General features: G+C 65.6%; 18 protein-coding genes. 9 read left to right on the forward strand and 9 right to left on the reverse strand.

Going from position 1 to position 16,770, the window contains the following annotated elements; translation table 11 throughout:
* Positions 1-10: 10 nt before the first annotated feature.
* The gene (locus H3H55_RS12830; protein WP_048249237.1) at positions 11-370 is read right to left on the reverse strand and encodes a c-type cytochrome; all 360 of its coding nucleotides are present in this window, start codon (positions 368-370) and stop codon (positions 11-13) included.
* A gap of 245 nt (positions 371-615) precedes the next feature.
* Between H3H55_RS12830 and H3H55_RS12835 the strand changes: the two genes are divergently transcribed.
* The 5 genes from H3H55_RS12835 (at position 616) to H3H55_RS12855 (ending at position 5,746) form a co-directional block, all read left to right on the forward strand.
* Positions 616-1,458 (forward strand): AAA family ATPase, encoded by an 843-nt coding sequence (locus H3H55_RS12835; RefSeq protein ID WP_021158556.1) that lies wholly within the window; start codon positions 616-618, stop codon positions 1,456-1,458.
* A 27-nt stretch (positions 1,459-1,485) separates the two neighbouring features.
* Positions 1,486-2,661: a vWA domain-containing protein gene (locus H3H55_RS12840; RefSeq protein WP_193098802.1), complete on the forward strand. Its 1,176-nt coding sequence runs from the start codon at positions 1,486-1,488 to the stop codon at positions 2,659-2,661.
* A gap of 57 nt (positions 2,662-2,718) precedes the next feature.
* Positions 2,719-3,930, forward strand: coding sequence for a benzoate/H(+) symporter BenE family transporter (locus tag H3H55_RS12845; RefSeq protein ID WP_193098803.1), 1,212 nt, complete (start codon positions 2,719-2,721; stop codon positions 3,928-3,930).
* A 168-nt stretch (positions 3,931-4,098) separates the two neighbouring features.
* On the forward strand, positions 4,099-5,052 hold the full coding sequence (gene tal, locus H3H55_RS12850) for a transaldolase (RefSeq protein WP_193098804.1): 954 nt from the start codon (positions 4,099-4,101) through the stop codon (positions 5,050-5,052).
* Between the two features lie 241 nt (positions 5,053-5,293).
* Positions 5,294-5,746, forward strand: a complete 453-nt coding sequence (locus tag H3H55_RS12855; protein ID WP_129512668.1) for a VOC family protein — start codon at positions 5,294-5,296, stop codon at positions 5,744-5,746.
* 52 nt (positions 5,747-5,798) lie between these two features.
* Here the strand turns inward: H3H55_RS12855 and H3H55_RS12860 are convergent, their stop codons facing one another.
* From H3H55_RS12860 to H3H55_RS12875, 4 genes are all read right to left on the reverse strand, one after another.
* Positions 5,799-6,311, reverse strand: a complete 513-nt coding sequence (locus H3H55_RS12860) for a hypothetical protein (RefSeq protein WP_193098805.1) — start codon at positions 6,309-6,311, stop codon at positions 5,799-5,801.
* Positions 6,312-6,743: 432 nt separating this feature from the next.
* Entirely contained in the window at positions 6,744-8,294 is a 1,551-nt protein-coding gene (gene mctP / locus H3H55_RS12865; protein ID WP_048249232.1) for a monocarboxylate uptake permease MctP, read from the reverse strand.
* Positions 8,291-8,533, reverse strand: coding sequence for a DUF3311 domain-containing protein (locus H3H55_RS12870; RefSeq protein ID WP_129512670.1), 243 nt, complete (start codon positions 8,531-8,533; stop codon positions 8,291-8,293). Before H3H55_RS12870 ends, mctP begins: the two co-directional genes overlap by 4 nt.
* Before the next feature lie 199 nt (positions 8,534-8,732).
* A complete protein-coding gene (locus H3H55_RS12875) occupies positions 8,733-9,650 on the reverse strand; it encodes a spermidine synthase (RefSeq protein ID WP_048249230.1) in 918 nt (305 codons plus the stop codon).
* Between the two features lie 248 nt (positions 9,651-9,898).
* Between H3H55_RS12875 and H3H55_RS12880 the strand changes: the two genes are divergently transcribed.
* The 4 genes from H3H55_RS12880 to H3H55_RS12895 all read left to right on the forward strand — a co-directional run bounded on the left by H3H55_RS12880 (position 9,899) and on the right by H3H55_RS12895 (position 12,075).
* Positions 9,899-11,065 (forward strand): hypothetical protein, encoded by a 1,167-nt coding sequence (locus H3H55_RS12880; RefSeq protein WP_319022275.1) that lies wholly within the window; start codon positions 9,899-9,901, stop codon positions 11,063-11,065.
* A 157-nt stretch (positions 11,066-11,222) separates the two neighbouring features.
* Complete coding sequence (locus H3H55_RS12885) at positions 11,223-11,501, forward strand: YlcI/YnfO family protein (RefSeq protein ID WP_193098806.1); 279 nt, start codon at positions 11,223-11,225, stop codon at positions 11,499-11,501.
* Complete coding sequence (locus H3H55_RS12890) at positions 11,498-11,806, forward strand: type II toxin-antitoxin system RelE/ParE family toxin (protein WP_193098807.1); 309 nt, start codon at positions 11,498-11,500, stop codon at positions 11,804-11,806. Before H3H55_RS12885 ends, H3H55_RS12890 begins: the two co-directional genes overlap by 4 nt.
* A gap of 14 nt (positions 11,807-11,820) precedes the next feature.
* On the forward strand, positions 11,821-12,075 hold the full coding sequence (locus H3H55_RS12895) for a hypothetical protein (RefSeq protein WP_193098808.1): 255 nt from the start codon (positions 11,821-11,823) through the stop codon (positions 12,073-12,075).
* Positions 12,076-12,116: 41 nt separating this feature from the next.
* Here H3H55_RS12895 and H3H55_RS12900 read toward each other — a convergent pair whose 3' ends face one another.
* The 4 genes from H3H55_RS12900 to H3H55_RS12915 form a co-directional block, all read right to left on the reverse strand.
* Positions 12,117-12,593, reverse strand: coding sequence for a DNA-deoxyinosine glycosylase (locus H3H55_RS12900; protein ID WP_193098809.1), 477 nt, complete (start codon positions 12,591-12,593; stop codon positions 12,117-12,119).
* A complete protein-coding gene (locus H3H55_RS12905) occupies positions 12,593-13,189 on the reverse strand; it encodes a chorismate--pyruvate lyase family protein (protein ID WP_193099492.1) in 597 nt (198 codons plus the stop codon). The genes H3H55_RS12900 and H3H55_RS12905 overlap by 1 nt, the downstream gene beginning before the upstream one ends.
* Positions 13,190-13,197: 8 nt before the next feature.
* Positions 13,198-15,096, reverse strand: coding sequence for a molecular chaperone HtpG (gene htpG / locus H3H55_RS12910; RefSeq protein WP_193098810.1), 1,899 nt, complete (start codon positions 15,094-15,096; stop codon positions 13,198-13,200).
* A gap of 158 nt (positions 15,097-15,254) precedes the next feature.
* Complete coding sequence (locus H3H55_RS12915) at positions 15,255-16,712, reverse strand: PLP-dependent aminotransferase family protein (protein ID WP_193098811.1); 1,458 nt, start codon at positions 16,710-16,712, stop codon at positions 15,255-15,257.
* Positions 16,713-16,770: the final 58 nt, after the last annotated feature.

Below are 16,770 nucleotides of genomic sequence, written 5' to 3' on the forward strand. Positions count from 1 at the left end.
CGGCGCGCGCTTACTTGTAGGGATTGTCCTTCGAGTCGGCCTTCTGGGCGGCGTAGTAGGCCGCCAGATCCGCGATGTCCTGGTCCGTCAGCGAACCGGCGACCGCATTCATCGACGGGAAGTGACGATCCTTCTTGCGGTAGGCCTTCAGCGCGTTCTCGAGGTATTGCTGGTTCTGGCCGCCGAGGACGGGCACCCGGTAGACCTCCGGGTAAGCCGTGCGGTAGTCCTGGATGCCGTGGCAGCCGATGCACATGGCGACCTTGCTCGCCCCGTCCTTCGGGTTGCCGACCACACCGGCCGCCTGCGCGCTGCCCGCGAGCGCCACGAGCGCTGCGACAACGACGTGTTTGCCGACGAATTTGTTCATAGCTCTTGTAACCTAGCTTGAGGGGAAACTGGCGCCAAAGCGGCAACGGCCCGCGCCGTATTGCTTATCGGATCGCCACGCAGGCCAAAAAAAACGGCCAGATTGTACCGCGTCGGCGGGGAACGCGTCCATAAGACGCCCCGGTTCGCCCCGCCACAGCCCTGCAACGATACGCGGGCACGGCCCAACCGGACAGCCCTTCTGACTTATACTGGGTTTTTTTCCCGATGAAGAAGAGCGCCGCCATGCGTTTCGAAGGGTCCTCGCACTACGTCGCCACCGACGATCTGAAGCTCGCGGTCAATGCCGCGCTGACGCTGCAACGCCCGCTGCTGATCAAGGGCGAGCCCGGCACCGGCAAGACCATGCTCGCCGAGGAAGTGGCCGCCGCGCTCGACATGCCGCTGCTGCAGTGGCACATCAAGTCGACGACGAAGGCACAACAGGGCCTGTACGAATACGACGCCGTCTCGCGGCTGCGCGACTCGCAGCTCGGTGACGAGCGTGTGAAGGATATCTCGAATTACATCGTCAAGGGCGTGCTGTGGCAGGCATTCGATGCCGAGCACCCGAGCGTGCTGCTGATCGACGAGATCGACAAGGCCGACATCGAATTCCCGAACGACCTGCTGCGCGAGCTCGACCGGATGGAATTCCACGTGTACGAGACGCGCGAGACGGTCCGCGCGAAGCACCGCCCGCTCGTCATCATCACGTCGAACAACGAGAAGGAACTGCCCGACGCGTTCCTGCGCCGCTGCTTCTTCCACTACATCCAGTTCCCCGACCCGTCGACGATGCAGAAGATCGTCGCGGTCCACTTCCCGGACATCCGCGAGGAGCTGCTGCGCGCGGCGCTCGAGAGTTTCTTCGAATTGCGCGGCGTGTCGGGCCTGAAGAAGAAGCCGTCGACGTCCGAGCTGCTCGACTGGCTGAAGCTGCTGCTCGCCGAGAACATCCCGGCCGACGCGCTGCGCGGCGCGGACGCGAAGCAGATCGTGCCGCCGCTCGCGGGCGCGCTGCTGAAGAACGAGCAGGACCTGAGCCTGCTCGAACGGCTCGTCTACATGAACCGGCACAACCGGTAATCCTCCCCCACCCGCGAAGGCCCGGCCATGCTGCTCAATTTCTTCTACGCGCTGCGCGCAGCCAAGCTGCCCGTCTCGGTGAAGGAATACCTGACGCTGCTCGAATCGCTGAAGGCCGGGCTGATCTCGCCGTCGATCGACGCGTTCTACTTCCTCGCGCGGATGACGCTCGTCAAGGACGAGCAGTACTTCGACAAGTTCGACCAGGCGTTCGGCGCGTATTTCCACGGCGTGTCCGCGCTGCCGTCCGAAGCGTTCGACATTCCGCTCGACTGGCTCGAGAAGCGCCTCGAGCGCGAGCTGTCGCCGGAGGAAAAGGCGCAGATCGAAGCGATGGGCGGGCTCGACAAGCTGATGGAGCGTTTGAAGGCACTGCTCGACGAGCAGAAGGAACGCCACGAAGGCGGCAACAAGTGGATCGGCACCGGCGGCACGTCGCCGTTCGGGCACGGCGGCTTCAACCCGGAAGGCGTGCGCATCGGCGGCCCGTCGAACGGCAACCGCACCGCGGTGAAGGTATGGGAAGCACGCGCATACCGCGACTACGACGATTCCGTCGAGATCGGCACGCGCAACATCAAGGTCGCGCTGCGACGGCTGCGCCGCTTCGCGCGCGAAGGCGCGGCCGAGGAACTCGACCTGCCCGGCACGATCCGCAGCACGGCCGCGAACGCGGGCTGGCTCGACCTGCGGATGGTGCCCGAGCGCCACAACAACGTGAAGGTGCTGATGCTGCTCGACGTCGGTGGCTCGATGGACGACCACATCAAGCGCACCGAAGAGCTGTTCTCGGCCGCGAAGGCCGAATTCAAGCACCTGGAATTCTTCTACTTCCACAACTGCGTGTACGACCACCTGTGGAAGAACAACCGCCGCCGCCACTCGGAACGCACCGCGACGTGGGACGTGCTGCACAAGTTCACGCCCGACTACAAGCTGATCTTCGTCGGCGACGCGACGATGAGCCCGTACGAAGTGCTGCAGCCCGGCGGCTCGGTCGAATACAACAACCCGGAAGCCGGCGCCGTGTGGCTGCGCCGCCTCGCCGACCAGTTCCCCCATCATGCATGGCTGAACCCCGAGCCCGAGCGGCTATGGGAATACCGGCAGTCGGTCGCGGTCATCCGCGACCTGCTCGGCCATCGCATGTATCCGCTCACGCTCGCGGGCCTCGAAACCGCGATGCGCGCACTCAGCAAATAACGCAACCCACCAGCAGACACGAAGGCCGCGTCCGAGCGGCCTCCCCCCGGAGATAGCATGAACCCTTCGCCCACCGCGAGCGCTGGCCGCGCCGGCGGCCGCCGCTTTTTCGCCGACACTTCCGTCTCCGCGCTCGTCGCCGGCTTCGTCGCGATGATGACCGGTTACACGAGCTCGCTCGTGCTGATGTTCCAGGCCGGCCGCGCCGCACACCTCACCGATGCGCAGATCTCGTCGTGGATCTGGGCGCTGTCGATCGGCATGGCGCTGACGACGATCGGCCTGTCGCTGCGCTTTCGCGCACCCGTCGTCGTCGCATGGTCGACGCCCGGCGCCGCGCTGCTGATCGCGTCGCTGCCCGGCGTGCCCTACCCCGAGGCGATCGGCGCATTCGTCGTGTGCGCGCTGCTCCTGACGGCCGTCGGCGTGAGCGGCCTGTTCGACACGCTGATGCGCAAGATCCCGGCCGGCATCGCCGCCGCGCTGCTCGCGGGCATCCTGTTCGAGATCGGCATCGAGATCTTCCGCGCCGCGCAGTTCCAGACCGCGCTCGTGCTCGCGATGTTCTTCACCTACCTGATCGTCAAGCGGCTCGCGCCGCGTTATGCGATCGTGACAACGCTGATCGTCGGCACGGCGGTGGCCGGCGGCCTCGGCCTGCTCGATTTCAGCCGGTTCCACATCGCGCTCGCGAAACCCGTGTTCACGATGCCGGCGTTCTCGATCGCGTCGATCGTCAGCATCGGCATTCCGCTGTTCGTCGTCGCGATGGCGTCGCAGAACGTGCCGGGCATTGCGGTGCTGCGCGCGGACGGCTACGCGACACCGTCGTCGCCGCTGATCGCGACGACCGGCCTCGCATCGCTGCTGCTCGCGCCGTTCGGCTCGCACGGCGTGAACCTCGCGGCGATCACGGCCGCGATCTGCACCGGCCCCGAAGCGCACGAGGATCACGCGAAGCGCTACACGGCCGCCGTGTGGTGCGGCACGTTCTACCTGGTCGCCGGCATCTTCGGCGCGACGATCGCCGCGCTGTTCGCGGCGCTGCCGAAGGCACTCGTCGTGTCGGTCGCCGCGCTCGCGCTGTTCGGCTCGATCATGAGCGGGCTCGCGAACGCGATGCAGGACGTGAAGCAGCGCGAAGCCGCGCTCGTCACGTTCATGGTCACCGCGTCGGGCCTCACGCTGCTGTCGATCGGCTCGGCGTTCTGGGGGCTCGTCGCGGGCATCGTCACGCAGGTGATCCTGAACGCGCGGCGTCCCGCGTGACGCGGCTCGCCGCCCGCCGTGGCGGCCGCCGGGCACGCCAAAACGTGCTCGACACGAATCGGGCCTAAAATGATGGATCGAAAGCGGCGCCCGGCGCCGCTTCGCTTCGCCGCCGCGCTCGCGCGGCCCGTGAGAACCCGGCGCCCCGCGCCCTTCTTCCGAATCGCCATGACTACCGCACTCGACCAGCTGAAGCAGTACACGACCGTCGTCGCCGACACGGGCGACTTCCAGCAGCTTGCGCAATACAAGCCGCAGGACGCGACCACGAACCCGTCGCTGATCCTGAAGGCCGTCCAGAAGGATGCGTACAAGCCGATCCTCGAGAAAACCGTCCGCGATCATCGCAACGAAAGCACCGACTTCATCATCGACCGCCTGCTGATCGCGTTCGGCACCGAGATCCTGAAGCTGATCCCGGGCCGCGTGTCGACCGAGGTCGACGCGCGCCTGTCGTTCGACACGCAGCGCTCGATCGACAAGGGGCTCGAACTGATCAAGCTGTACGAAGCAGCCGGCATCGGCCGCGATCGCATCCTGATCAAGCTCGCGTCGACGTGGGAAGGCATCCGCGCGGCCGAGGTGCTGCAGAAGGAAGGGATCAAGTGCAACATGACCCTGCTTTTCTCGCTCGTGCAGGCCGCCGCGTGCGCGGAAGCCGGCGCGCAGCTGATCTCGCCGTTCGTCGGCCGCATCTACGACTGGTACAAGAAGCAGGCCGGCGCGGAATGGAATGAAGCGACGGACGGCGGCGCGAACGATCCGGGCGTGCAGTCGGTGCGCCGCATCTACGCGTACTACAAGACGTTCGGCTACCACACCGAAGTGATGGGTGCCAGCTTCCGCACGACCAGCCAGATCACCGAGCTGGCCGGCTGCGACCTGCTGACGATCAGTCCCGACTTGCTGCAGAAGCTGCAGGACAGCAACGAGACGGTCGCGCGCAAACTGTCGCCGGAAGCAATGCAGGACAAGCCGTCCGAGCGCGTTGCGATCGACGAGGCCGCGTTCCGCTTCCAGTTGAACGACGACGCGATGGCCACCGAAAAGCTCGCCGAAGGCATTCGCGTATTTGCCGCCGATGCGGTCAAGCTCGAGAAGCTGATCGACGGGCTGCGCTGAAGCGTGCCGCGCGTCAGCGGCTGTCAGCAGCACTGACAACAGCCGTCAGCAAGCGCACCGCACACGGCCGCGAACGTCATGTTCGCGGCCGTTTTTATTTTTCACTCCATCGTCAATCTCGCGCACTACAATCCACGTCACGGGTGCGCCGGCCGCCTCTCGACGTGCCCTTTCCCAGTCAATCTTGCACGACCCCGAACCCGCGCCGACGCGCGGGACCGGCCCATCACAGGAGACAACGATGCAAGTTCAACCGTACCTGACGTTCTACGGTCGCGCCGACGAAGCCCTTCAGTTCTACGAAAAGGCACTCGGTGCGAAGACGATGTTCAAGATGCACTTCAAGGATGCGCCGCCGAACCCCGAACACGCAATCACGCCCGAGATGGCCGACAAGGTGATGCATGCGAGCTTCACGATCGGCGACTCGATGATCATGTGCTCGGACGGCGACTGCAGCCAGCCGGGTGGCACGCACGCCGGTTATTCGCTGTCGCTGAACCCGGCGACGGTCGAGGAAGGCCAGAAGCTGTTCAATGCGCTCGCCGACGGCGGCGAAGTAACGATGCCGTTCGGCAAGACGTTCTGGGCGCTCGGCTTCGGGATGACGAAGGACCGTTTCGGCGTGCACTGGATGGTCAACGTCGAAGACCTGTCGCAACGCGAGGATCTCGCGAAGCGCGCGGGGCAGTAACGCGCACGCATGCCGCCCGGATCGTGCGGTCGCGACGATCCGGGCAGGCCCGCTACTTGCGCAGCACCTCCGCCAGCGCCTGTTCCAGCGTGCCGTTCGAGCGGCACGCGACACGCGCCCCCTTCTGCTTGCCGGCCGCGACCACGCCGGCCATGCCCGCGACGTCGATCGACACGCTCACGCCTTGCGTCGCCTCGTCGATGCGCGTGACGACTTTCAGCGTGTGCGTCACGTTCGACGTCTGCTTCAGTTCGGAACAGTCCAGAAAGTTGCCCGCGTTCGGATAATCGGCATACGCGGCGGCAACGAGCCCCGCGTCGCGATCGCTGACGCGCGCCGCGAGCTTGTGGTCCGCATAGAACTGTGCGACCGCCGCCCACACTTCGTCATACTTGCGATTGCCGATCACGATGCGCGATGCATCGTCGGCGCCGTGCGCACCGTCGGCCGTGTCGTGTTGCGCCGGCGGCGCATCGCGCGCCGCGTATCGCTGCCCGGGGCCGTACACCGAAATGCAGCCGGCCAGCGCCGCACACAGCACGGCGGCCGGCAATATCGTTTTCATCGCGACCCGCCGTCAACGGTAGTACATGTTCGCGCAGCCGGCGAGCAGGATCGGCGCGACGAGCGCCCACATCAACAGGACTCTCATGCCGCGCCTCATCGGTAGTACGCGTTCACGCAACCGGCGAGCGCGACGCAGCACATGCCGAGCACCAACAACCAAATCTTCATCATTGCATCCCTCATATAATCGAATCGTGTCGAGATCGAATCACCCGGCACAGGCCGGGCGGGACGCATTATTGGCAACCCGGCAGCGCGCCTCCCAATCGGTCTTTCACCGATTTTCGCCACGGCGCGACCACCCTAGAATCACTTGAAGATCCGCGTAAACGGGTGCGCCGCCGCACGGGGCTTTCGCGGCGCACCATGCAAAACGCCCGCGACTTGCGTCGCGGGCGTCGTGTCGAAACTGCAACAGAAACGGCGGCGATCAGCTCTCGACGACGTCGAGATAGTCCTCCGGCCGCGTGCGATCCTCCGCATGCGCCATGCCCATCACGCGCACCAGCACGCTCACCACCACCGACACCACCAGGTTCACGATCAGCGACCACACGGCCGCGTAGCCGGGAATGGCGAGGCCGAACAGGTGGATCGTGAAGATCGAGCTCGCGAGCTTCAGCGAGATCGCCATCCACGTGCCGCACACGATGCCGGCCGCCCAGCCGACCAGCAGCCCGCGATGGTCGAGCACGCGCGTGTACAGGCCGAGCACGATCGCCGGCAGCGTCTGGATGATCCAGATCCCGCCGAGCAGCTGCAGCTGGATCGCGTAGGTCAACGGCAGCCCGAGGATGAACGCGACCGCGCCGACCTTCACGATCAGCGACACGAGCTTCGCGACGTGCGTCTCCTGCTCGTGCGACATGTTGCGGTTCACGAACTCGCGGTGGATGTTGCGCGTGTACAGGTTCGCGGCCGCGATCGACATGATTGCCGCCGGCACCAGCGCGCCGATGCCGATCGCCGCGAACGCGACGCCGACGAACCACGACGGGAAATACTCGAGGAACAGCGCGGGCACCGCGAAGTTCGGACCGAACGCCTTGAAGTACGGCGCGTACTGCGGCATGTCCTTCACGCCGGACGCGAGCGCCATGTAGCCGAGCAGCGCGAGCAGGCCGAGCACGAACGAGTACGCGGGCAGCATCGCCATGTTGCGGCGGATCGAGTTGCCCGACGACGACGACAGGATCGCCGTGACCGAGTGCGGATACAGGAACAGCGCGAGTGCCGAGCCGATCGCGAGTGTCGCGTACGCGCTGTAGCCGTTCAGGCTCATCGCGTCCGGCGCCTTCAGCAGCAGCTTCGCGGGCGGCACGCTCGCGAAGATATGGCCGAAGCCGCCGAGCTTCGCGGGGATCACGACGACCGCCGCGGCGATCGTGATGTAGATCAGGACGTCCTTCACGATCGCGATCATCGCGGGCGCGCGCAGCCCCGACGTGTACGTGTACGCGGCGAGGATCGCGAATGCGATGATCAGCGGCAGGTCGCCGACGAAACCGGTCGTGTCGAAACCGAGCGCGCCGATCACCACTTCGATGCCGACGAGCTGCAGCGCGATGTACGGCATCGTCGCGAGGATGCCCGTCACCGCGATCGCGAGCGCGAGCATCCGGCTGCCGTAGCGCGCGTTGACGAAGTCGGCGGCCGTCACGTAGCCGTGCCGCTTCGCGATGCTCCACAGCTTCGGGAACACGACGAACGCGAACGGATAGATCAGGATCGTGTACGGCAGCGCGAAGAAGCCCATCGCGCCGGCGCCGAACACGAGCGCGGGCACCGCGACGAACGTGTACGCCGTGTAGAGGTCGCCGCCGAGCAGGAACCACGTGACGATCGTGCCGAAGCGGCGTCCGCCGAGGCCCCATTCGTCGAGATGGGCGAGATCGCCGCGACGCCAGTTCGCGGCCAGGAAACCGATGATCGTGACACCGATGAACAGCAGGACGAAGACGAAGGTGGCGCCGAGATTCATTGCGCACCTCCTTGCGGACCGCTCGCCTTCCACGCGTTCTTGGTCTTGAAATACACGAACGCGGTAATCACCGCGCTAATGAAGACCCAAAGCAGCTGGTACCAGTAGAAAAACGGAAAACCCAACCATTGCGGTTCGATCTTGCTGTACGACGGCACCCAGACCATCGCGATCAGCGGCAGTACCAGCAGCCAGAGCCAGCGCTTGGCGGCCCGGTTGGCGTCGGCATCGTGAGCCATGACGTCTCCTCATCTTTCCCGGTTATCGATCTTGTTGAGCGGGTACGGCAGCGAGAGGAGCGGCAAAACGGGTAAGCTGCGGCCCCCCTGGCTTCGCGCCAGTATAGGAGCCGCGGGCACGCGGTCAAGCGGGGGCGAACCCGAGGTGATCCGCCCCTTGTCACGCGGTTGCACCGGCATGTCGCCGGTGCATGAAGCGTCAGATCGCGAACGCGGTGTCGCGTGCGCCGGTCGTTTCTTTCAAAGCTTTCACCCACTTGCGCGCGGGCAGCTTCAGCGTGTCCTCGATCAGCTTCGCGCGCGCGTCGAGCTGCGCGAACGGCACGTCGAGCGCGGGGCCCGAGAACGCGATCGCGATCCGGTTGCCGTCGTGCACTTCGGGCAGCGCGATCACACGGTGATCGAACGCCGCGTTCAGGTGCTTCATGTTGCGCACGAAGCTCGGATGATCGCCGAACAGGTTGATCGTCGCGATGCCCGCATCGGCGAGGCAGCCGCGCACCGCGCGGTAGAACGCGACGCTGTCGAGCACGGGGCCGCGCGCGGTCGCATCGTACAGGTCGACCTGGATCGCGCCCGTCGTGCCGCGGTTGGCCGGGTCGTTGACGAAATCCCATGCGTCGGCTTCGTGCACGGCAAGGCGCGCGTCGTCGGGCGGCAGCGCGAACATCGTGCGCGCGGCAACGATCACGGCCGGGTTCAGCTCGACGGCCTCGACCTTCGCGTGCGGCAGGAAGCGGTGCGAGAACTTGGTCAGCGCGCCGGTGCCGAGCCCGAGCTGGACGATCCGCTCGGGCGTTTCGAGGAACAGCAGCCACGCCATCATCTGCTGCGCGTATTCGAGCTCGATATGCAGCGGCTTCGAGATCCGCATCGCGCCCTGCACCCATTCGGTACCGAAGTGCAGGAAGCGCACGCCGCCCTCTTCGGAGAACGTGACGGGCGCGAAGCGCGGCTTGCGCGGTGCTTCGAGCACCGGCACGTCGTCGTGTTCGTCGATTTCCGGGCGGCGCTTCACGCGCGGCGGGTGGAGTTTTTCGGAGCCGTTGTAGGCGGACGCCTTGCCATTCTTGAACGCACGTGCCTCGGCGGACGCGCGCTTGATCAGTCGGGTCATGATTGAATCTCGCTGGGTGATGCTGGATGAGCGGACGAGAGGATAGCATTGGTGGGGGGGCGAGCCGTGCGGATGGCCTCGTGTCCGCCGTTTCACCGCGATGGCCGTTGCGTCGCCGCGCCAGAAGCAGGTTGACCGAACGTGCAGCGTGGGATCCTTGCGGTCCGGCTGATTGCCTCGCATGCGGCAGTCGTTTCGAACACGCTCGACCCCGCCGGCGCCCGCTTGAAATACGCGGTAATCGATGCGTGACCCTGCCCGCGTCAAACGGCCCCGACGTCACTCGCCAAGTTGCTCCCGACACGCTAAGCTCCGGCGTCGGCCGCCCGCCGCGGCGCGACATGTCTTACGGAACACTAACAAAAACGAGAGACCCCATGACACAAAAAGAACGCCTGGCACGTGTCGGTTACACCGCCGCGCTGACCGGAACCCTGCTGCTCGGCGCATGCGGCGGCGGCAGCGACGACGGTAGCGCATCGGGCACACCAGCCAGCAACCTCAGCACCGCGCAGCAGAATTATGAAAGCTTCGTGTTGGCCGCCAACGGCGGGTTGCATTACCCGCACGCACAGCTTGCCATTTCCACTTCGAGCAGCGGCGCCGTGAGCGTCAATCCCGGCAGCTATTTCTATACGCAAGATCAAAGCCTTGCGCAGAGTCCGTCCGGCGGCACGCAACTGCTCACGCTCGGTCTGTCGTCGGTCGATCCGTCGCTGCCGGTACCCACGCCCGTCGCTCAGCGTTATCTCGTCAACGGCGCAGTCGTGTCGAGCATGCAGGAGCAGGTCAGTTACAGCGGCGCAAACATCCAGTTCACGGAACTCGCCGCCGACGGCCACACTGTTGCGGTGACGCTCCTCGGCACGAACTACACGGTCGTGCCGCTGTCCGGCACGATCGCAAGCTCCCCATCCGAGTTGTTCAGCGGCAGTGCGCTCGGTGTCATCACGAACACGATCAACGGCGCATCGCTTTACAACAAGCAGGCGACCTGGCAATCGGGCGCTGCCTACATGAAGGTGACGCGACAGATGGTCGGCGATACAGTACTCACCGGCGACTGCACCGCACCATCGACGACCGGACCGAACGTCACGCCGTGCAGTACGACGGCGTCGACACTGGAAGCGTTCTTCCCGCACACAAGCGCCGGGGACAACAAGACCTACAACCTGAGCGATGGACAAATCGTCACGCTCGCGGGTGTCCGCGCATGGGTGGCCAACTCGGCACTCAATCAGCCAACGACCGGATACCGGGTCTTCTATCAGAACAACGGGCAGATCGACGCGGGAACCTTGAATCGTGACGGCACGACGCTTGCGGTCGGTAACAGCACCTCACCTCAGAACTTCTACATCGTGCTGAACAGCGCCGCCGTCCAGTCGGTGAAGGCTGCGATTACGTTCTGACGAATCGGCGCATTCGGGAATAAGGTAGCGAGAGACTGACGCGGGGTGGTGGCCGGACGAGCGAGCGCACGCCACATCACTTTGCCGTTCAGCCGACTTGCACCCGACGTGAACGTACGAGATAATGCATCGCAATTGCGATGCATTCGAGGGCATGATGAAAACTGCTACTTTTCCGTCCGTTCGCGTCGAGCCGGAACTGCGCGACGCAGCCGAGAGCGTCCTTCAGGATGGCGAGACGCTGTCCAGCTTCGTCGAGCAATCGATCCGAGAAGGCGTCGAACGCCGTCGCCTCCAAAGCGAATTCATCGCGCGCGGCATTGCGTCGCGCGATGAGGCTCGCCGGACCGGCGAATATGTATCTTCGTCAGAGGTCCTGGAACGACTTGGTCGACGGCTCGATACGCTGCGTGACAGGAAGCGGCACGCTCGATGACGTATACGGTTCGCTTCACGCTCGAGGCATCGGATGATTTGGACCGGCTTTATGAATTCGTCGTCGATCGCGACGATTCGGAGGTCGAACGAGCTGAACGCGCATTGGCGGCCATTGCTTCCGGAATTGCCACGCTCGAATCGTCACCGTTCACCTGCCGTAAAGTCCATCCTTCGATGCCGTTTCTCCGTGAACTGATCATTCCGTTCGGTGCATCGGGCTATGTCGCATTATTCGAGATCGATGACAGCCAGACTGTGACGATTCTCGCGGTGCGTCACCAGAGAGAAAGCGACTACCACTGACGACGAGGGATCCCATGCCTCCGAACGACAAGAAGATCTGGTTTCCGGCGAAACGCTACGGTTGGGGCTGGGGTTTACCGGTCGCGTGGCAGGGTTGGGGCGTACTGCTGCTGTTCGTGATCGGAGTCGTCGCGAGCGCGTGGCTGCTGCCGCCGCACCAGTCACCGTTCGCGTACGGCGCGTGCATTGTGGTGTTGATCGCGCTGCTGACTGCCGTGTGCTGGATCAAGGGCGAGAAGCCCGGCTGGAGGTGGGGCAAGGACGATTGAGCGTCGGGCGCGATGCCCCCTCCCCGGCGCTCATGCCGGCGTCAGGAACGAATCCCCCGCCACTGCACCAGCTTCTGCTCGAACGACAGCATCGCATTCGCCGGGCTCGACGACGGCAGCACGAGCGTTTCATACCCTGCCCTGCCGATCACGTCGGCAAACCGCCCCGCCGTCTTGCCATTGAAACACACGCGCTTCAGCAACGGCGCATGTTCCCTCAACGAGTCGAAATCGTTCGGCTCCGCGTTGCGGATCGCCGAATCGAGGCTGCCTTCGCGATGGCACGCGGCAAGCACGTCCCAGATGCCGATTCCATGAACCAGCACACGTTCGAGCCGCGCCTCATAAGCCAGCTCGTGCAATTGAAGCTCGCCGAGCACCGTGCCGAGCAGCCGCCAGAACTGGTTGCGCGGATGCGCGTAATACTGCGCGGCGTCGAGCGACGCCTCGCCCGGAAAGCTGCCGAGGATCATCGTATGCGTATTCGGCCCGACCACCGGCCCGAAACCCTGCAGCATCACGCACCTCCGCCCGGACTGCCCGCGCGCGCCCCGTCGCCGTGCGCGTCGAGATGACGCCACAGCGCCGGCAGCATGCATTCGGTGACCATCAGCGGTTTGCCGTGACGCTGGAACACCGAGCGCCGCGCGACGAACGCGTGCGGTGCTCGCGCGCCCTGCAGCGCATGAGTCGCGAGCGCGTACAGCGGATGGCCGGCGATCACGCGCCGGCTGACGAGCGCCGAGCGCTCGACCTGCGGATCGCTGTACAGCAACTCCGCCAGCGGCCGCGTGCGCAGCCGCCGCATCGCCTGCCACACGCCCTTGCTGGCGGGGAGCGGCGCGATGCTGTGCGCGGCGACGTACGGCGTACCGTCGACCGACAGGATCACCTCGCGCACCCACATCGGCGCGCGCGGCGCACTGGCGACCGCATCGGGCTCGTCGAACCACGGGCAGTCGACGGCCTCCCGCGTCACGTGCACGTTCACGCGGCCGAGCCGCGCGAGATGCGCGGTCAGCGATCCGCCGCGCGTCAGCCAGTCGCGCTGGTCGAGCGTGCAGCCAGGCCGCGGCGTCTCGCGCCAGCCAGCCTGCCCGCCGTCGAATCGCAGACGTGCGTTCACGCGGCGCGCGACAGCAGCAGCGCGTTGGTCCGCTTCACGAAGCTCGCCGGATCGTCGAGCATGCCGCCCTCGGCCAGCAGCGCCTGATCGAACAGCAGATGGCACCAGTCGCCGAAATCGGCACTGTCGGCCTTCAACTGCTTCACGAGCGCGTGCTCGGGATTGATCTCGAGGATCGGCTGCATCGCCGGCGCGTTCTGGCCGGCCGCCTTCAGCATCCGCTGCAGGTAGCCGCTCATGTCGTTGTCGTCCGCGACGAGGCACGACGGCGAATCGGTCAGGCGGAACGTGACGCGCACTTCCTTCACCCTGTCGCCGAGCGCTTCCTTCATCTTGTCGACGACCGGCTTGATCGCTTCGCCCGCTTGCTCCTGCGCCTTCTTCTCTTCGTCGTTCAGCTCGCCGAGATCGAGGTCGCCGCGCGCGACGCTCGCGAGCGGCTTGCCGTCGAACTCCTGCAGGAACGACAGCATCCATTCGTCGACGCGGTCGGTCAGCAGCAGCACTTCGACGCCCTTCTTGCGGAACACCTCGAGATGCGGGCTGTTCTTCGCGGCCTGCCATGCGTCGGCCGTCACGTAGTAGATCTTGCTCTGCTCGGGCTTCATGCGCGACACGTAGTCGGCAAGCGACACGTCCTGCGCGTCGGTGTCGCCATGCGTCGACGCGAAGCGCAGCAGCTTCGCGATGCGCTCGCGGTTCGCGTGATCCTCGCCGAGGCCTTCCTTCAGCACCTGGCCGAACGCGCCCCAGAACGTCTTGTACTTCTCCTTGCCGGCATCCTCTTCCGCGTTCGCGAGCTCCTCGAGCATCGACAGCGCGCGCTTCGTCACACCTTCGCGGATCGCCTTCACGTCACGGCTTTCCTGCAGGATCTCGCGCGACACGTTCAGCGGCAGGTCGGCCGAATCGACGACCCCCTTCACGAAGCGCAGGTATTGCGGCAGCAGCTGCTCGGCATCGTCCATGATGAACACGCGCTTCACGTACAGCTTCAGGCCGCCGCGATAGTCGCGGTTCCACATGTCGAACGGCGCGTGCGCCGGCACGAACAGCAGTTGCGTGTATTCGCTGCGACCCTCGACGCGGTTGTGCGTCCACGTGAGCGGATCCTGGTGGTCGTGCGCGATGTGCTGGTAGAACTGCGTGTACTGCTCGTCGGTGACGTCGCTCTTCGAACGCGTCCACAGCGCACTTGCCTGGTTGACGGTCTCGTCCTCGTCCTTCAGGACCATCTCGCCGTTTTCCTGATCCCATTCTTCCTTCTGCATCAGGATCGGCAGCGCGATGTGATCGGAGTACTTCTGGACGATCGACTGCAGGCGGTGCGACGACAGCAGCTCGTCCTCGCCTTCGCGCAGGTGCAGCGTGATCGTCGTGCCGCGCTGCGCGCGCTCGATCGCGTCGATCGTGAAATCGCCCTCGCCCGCGCTTTCCCAGCGCACGGCTTCGTTCGCCGGCAGGCCCGCGCGGCGCGTCTCGACGGTGATCCTGTCCGCAACGATGAAGCCCGAGTAGAAGCCGACGCCGAACTGGCCGATCAGCGCCGCATCCTTCTGCTGGTCGCCGGACAGTTTCGTGAAGAATTCCTTGGTGCCCGAACGCGCGATCGTGCCGAGGTTCGCGATCGCCTCGTCACGGCTCATGCCGATACCGTTGTCGTCGATCGTGATCGTGCGCGCGGCCTTGTCGTAGCCGATGCGGATGCGCAGGTTCGGATCGTTCTCGTACAGCGCGTTGTCCGCGAGCCCCTCGAAGCGCAGCTTGTCGGCCGCGTCGGACGCGTTCGACACCAGTTCGCGCAGGAAGATTTCCTTGTTGCTGTAGAGCGAATGAATCATCAGGTGGAGGAGTTGCTTGACCTCTGCCTGAAAGCTCATCGTTTCGTGTGCCATGGATGCTGTTTCCTCTTACTTGAACTTGAATGGTGTGGCGCAGGCGCCCGGCGCGCGATGCCGGCCAGCCCGGGACGGACGACCGCCTGGCGCAAGCGGTTTGCGCGCGTATCTGGGGACCGCGCGCGCGATTTCAAGGGCCGGCATGCCGCGCCGCGTCACGACGCGCGCCGCACGGCCGAGTCGATATAGCGCGCGAGAAACCCCGGCAGCGCCGGATCGCCGCAGTTCGCGACGTTGAAGCGCGTCCACGTCGACGACGACTGCTGCGGCGAAAACAGGCTACCGGGCGTCAGCAGGAACCCCTGTTCGTGCGCGGCGGCCGCGAGCGCGTCCGAATCGACGCCGGTGTCGGCCCACAGGAACATCCCGGCCGCCGGCATCGTGAACAGCCCGAGCCCCGTGCGCTCGAGCATCCGCGCGGTCTTGTCGCGCACGCCGTCGAGCCGCGCGCGCAGCCGCTCGACGTGGCGCCGGTAATGCCCCTCGGTCAGGATCTTGTAAAGGACGCGCTCGTTGAGTTCGGGCGTCGTCATCCCGACCAGCATCTTCTGGTCGGTGATCGCCTTCGCGATCTCCGGCGCGCACGCGACGTAGCCGACCCGCAGGTTCGCCGCGAGCGTCTTCGAATAGCTGCCGAGGTAGATCACGCGCTTCAACTGGTCGAGGCTCGCGAGGCGCGTCGCCGGATAGCTCGGCGGGCACAGGTCGCCGTACACGTCGTCCTCGACGACGAGGAAGTCGTACGCCTCCGCGAGCTTCAGGATCCGGAACGCCTGCGCGGCCGACAGCGACGTGCCGGTCGGGTTCTGCAGCACCGAGTTGATCACGAGCATCTTCGGCCGCCACATCTGCACGAGCGTCTCGAGCGCGTCGAGATCGGGGCCGTCGGGCGTGTAAGGCATCCCGATGAGCTGCGCGCCCTGCGACGCGAAGCGGCCGAACATCTGGAACCAGGCCGGATCGCCGACGATCACCGCGTCGCCGGGCCGCACGTAGATCCGCGAGATCAGGTCGATTGCCTGCGTGATTCCCGATACCAGCACGAGCTGGTCGGGCGTCGCGCCGATCTCGACCTCGGCCAGGCGCGTCTGCAGCTGCTGGCGCAGCGGCAGGAAACCCTGCGCGGTGCCGAAGCCGAGCATCTGCGCGCCGGACTGGCGCCCGAGCGCGCGCAGCGCGCCGGTGATCAGCTCGCCGTCGAGCCAGCGGCCCGGCAGGTAGCCGAGACCGGGCCCCTTTTCCGGGCTGACGGTGTGCAGCATGTTGCGCAGCAGCCAGACGACGTCGATCGTGTTGTGCACGGGCGCGGCCTCGGACACGCGCGCCACCTTGTCGGTCGGCTGCGGGCCGGCCGTGCGCTCGCGCACGTAGAAGCCCGACCCGCGCCGCGAGTCGAGGTAACCCTGCGCGACGAGGCGCTCGTACGCCTCGACGACGGTGAAGCGCGACACGCTCTTGTCGAGCGCGAGCTTGCGGATCGACGGCATCCGCATGCCGGGACGGAACACGCGTTCGTCGATGCGCCGCCGTGCCCACTGGACAAGCTGGTCGACGAGCGTAAGCGTGGCCGTGTCGTGCGGCACGGGAATCTGGGCGAGTGGAACGGTTGACATGGGCGGCAGCTCCAACTGTACCGAAGGCTATCGCGCCGATTGTACCGTTACTGTGCCG

Origin of the sequence: Burkholderia sp. Z1 (assembly GCF_014893795.1) — a bacterium.
Taxonomy (GTDB): Bacteria; Pseudomonadota; Gammaproteobacteria; order Burkholderiales; family Burkholderiaceae; genus Burkholderia; species Burkholderia theae.

Bases quoted from the DNA above. Each gene is read 5' to 3' on its own strand.
- H3H55_RS12855 (WP_129512668.1), top strand. From the start codon at position 5,294: ATGCAAGTTCAACCGTACCTGACGTTCTACGGTCGCGCCGACGAAGCC.
- H3H55_RS12840 (WP_193098802.1), top strand. From the start codon at position 1,486: ATGCTGCTCAATTTCTTCTACGCGCTGCGCGCAGCCAAGCTGCCCGTC.
- mctP (WP_048249232.1), bottom strand. From the start codon at position 8,294: ATGAATCTCGGCGCCACCTTCGTCTTCGTCCTGCTGTTCATCGGTGTC.
- H3H55_RS12830 (WP_048249237.1), bottom strand. From the start codon at position 370: ATGAACAAATTCGTCGGCAAACACGTCGTTGTCGCAGCGCTCGTGGCG.
- H3H55_RS12890 (WP_193098807.1), top strand. From the start codon at position 11,498: ATGACGTATACGGTTCGCTTCACGCTCGAGGCATCGGATGATTTGGAC.
- H3H55_RS12870 (WP_129512670.1), bottom strand. From the start codon at position 8,533: ATGGCTCACGATGCCGACGCCAACCGGGCCGCCAAGCGCTGGCTCTGG.
- H3H55_RS12860 (WP_193098805.1), bottom strand. From the start codon at position 6,311: ATGAAAACGATATTGCCGGCCGCCGTGCTGTGTGCGGCGCTGGCCGGC.
- H3H55_RS12895 (WP_193098808.1), top strand. From the start codon at position 11,821: ATGCCTCCGAACGACAAGAAGATCTGGTTTCCGGCGAAACGCTACGGT.
- H3H55_RS12845 (WP_193098803.1), top strand. From the start codon at position 2,719: ATGAACCCTTCGCCCACCGCGAGCGCTGGCCGCGCCGGCGGCCGCCGC.
- H3H55_RS12900 (WP_193098809.1), bottom strand. From the start codon at position 12,593: ATGCTGCAGGGTTTCGGGCCGGTGGTCGGGCCGAATACGCATACGATG.
- H3H55_RS12915 (WP_193098811.1), bottom strand. From the start codon at position 16,712: ATGTCAACCGTTCCACTCGCCCAGATTCCCGTGCCGCACGACACGGCC.
- H3H55_RS12875 (WP_048249230.1), bottom strand. From the start codon at position 9,650: ATGACCCGACTGATCAAGCGCGCGTCCGCCGAGGCACGTGCGTTCAAG.
- tal (WP_193098804.1), top strand. From the start codon at position 4,099: ATGACTACCGCACTCGACCAGCTGAAGCAGTACACGACCGTCGTCGCC.
- htpG (WP_193098810.1), bottom strand. From the start codon at position 15,096: ATGGCACACGAAACGATGAGCTTTCAGGCAGAGGTCAAGCAACTCCTC.
- H3H55_RS12885 (WP_193098806.1), top strand. From the start codon at position 11,223: ATGAAAACTGCTACTTTTCCGTCCGTTCGCGTCGAGCCGGAACTGCGC.
- H3H55_RS12835 (WP_021158556.1), top strand. From the start codon at position 616: ATGCGTTTCGAAGGGTCCTCGCACTACGTCGCCACCGACGATCTGAAG.